The sequence below is a fragment of the Sodalis-like endosymbiont of Proechinophthirus fluctus genome, from assembly GCF_001602625.1.
GTDB lineage: Bacteria > Pseudomonadota > Gammaproteobacteria > Enterobacterales > Enterobacteriaceae.
In genome coordinates, this window is sequence record NZ_LECR01000063.1 from 2,976 (window position 1) to 4,447 (window position 1,472).

The 1,472-nt window shown below is 32.6% G+C and carries 1 protein-coding gene; it reads right to left on the reverse strand.

All coding sequences use genetic code 11. From position 1 onward, the window contains the following. Positions 1 to 1,240 precede the first annotated feature (1,240 nt). Positions 1,241 to 1,472, reverse strand: a 232-nt coding sequence (locus BG74_RS14935; protein WP_204376340.1) for a hypothetical protein, incomplete at its 5' end; no start/stop codon positions are given.

The window sequence follows — 1,472 nt, forward strand, 5'->3', positions numbered from 1 at the left end:
AGAGAGAGAGAGAGAGAGAATGCATCTTTATTGGATGAAAAATCATTCACAGAACATTCAAATTAACTTACATGTTGCATTCTCACTTAGCCATGATCCAACTGCCATCAAAAATGTTTAATTTTTATTCGTTTATTTCGAAAAATCGTAAAATCTGTCGTGAACTTAAAAAAAAAAAGTCAAATGATAATTCTATGGAGAAAAAATTACATGGAGGAAAGTTAAAAAAACGAAAATTGTTCGCATTCGAAAAAAAAAAANNAAGAAGGGAAAAGCGTTAATTTTTCGTGCAGAAGAAAACGAAAAAGTTGATTTCAGAAATTCCAAAATGGAATTTTCAACTTTTAAATATATTTTCACACCTTGTTTACTCAATGTTTTGTTTTCTCGCAGCAGTAGACGCGAAGATTTTTTTTTTTTTTACAAAAGGAAATAAGAAATCATTGAGAAAATGGAAATTCGATCGTGGCTCCAGGCTTCCATACCATAGACGTTAATAATTTTTACCGTTAAACTTTTTTCGTTTGGAACGAATTCATTTTTTATTTTTTTTTTAAATCGAAATTTTCATGAATCGATGACAAATCGAAATAATTAATTCGAATCGTATGCCGATTAATTCGAATCGTTTCGGAGGAAACGAGAGAAAAGGAAAGAAAAAAAAAATTCTTTTCAACCTTTCGAAATCTCAATTATTTCGATCAGGATTTCGATGAGACGTTGGAATGAACGTGGAGAGGGGNNAAAAAAAAGAAATCGTTTTTCTTTCGATCGACTGGTTATTACTGAATTTTTTTTAATTTTCTTGAAGGTTCATTTGTTAGTGAAATTATTTCAGGCGCACAAAAAAAAGGAAGGTGAAAAGAAAGAAAGAAAAAAAAAAAAACTTCACGCGTGTGAATTTACGTCATCGCCATCGCCATCGCCATCGCCATCGTGATTCCTATTTCAATTGGTGGCAAATTAAAAAAAGAAAAAAAAANNNAGAAAATTTTTATTCAATTATTTTTTTTAGACACGACTCGATCGTCACGTAGAAAACGCAAAGTAAATAATTCGGGGAGAGGGAAGAGAGAGGAGAGAGTGTGAGAAAGTGAGAGAGAGAGAGAGAGAGGGAGAAATATCGTTTGATTAAATTTTTACCAAGAATCGAATCGAATAATCCAAGAATAATCGAAAAAAAAATTTCACTTGGGGAAAAGACGAAATCGGGGGAAACGCTTAAAAGATAGGCAAATATTTAAAATTCAGTCGAATGAGTTGAAAAAGAAGTCAAACAAGTGATGACTTGATGCGAAATGAAACGATTCGGTTTTATTATCATCATGGAAGTCGTCGCCGTCGTCTTCACCTCCTTCGTTTTTGCAGATTTATTCTGCACGGCCAGTGCTGGAGAATACTTTGAATTAAGTAAGATAAATCGTTGCTGATAATCAGGTTTAAATTTCGTTTCTCTCTCTCTCTCTCTCTCT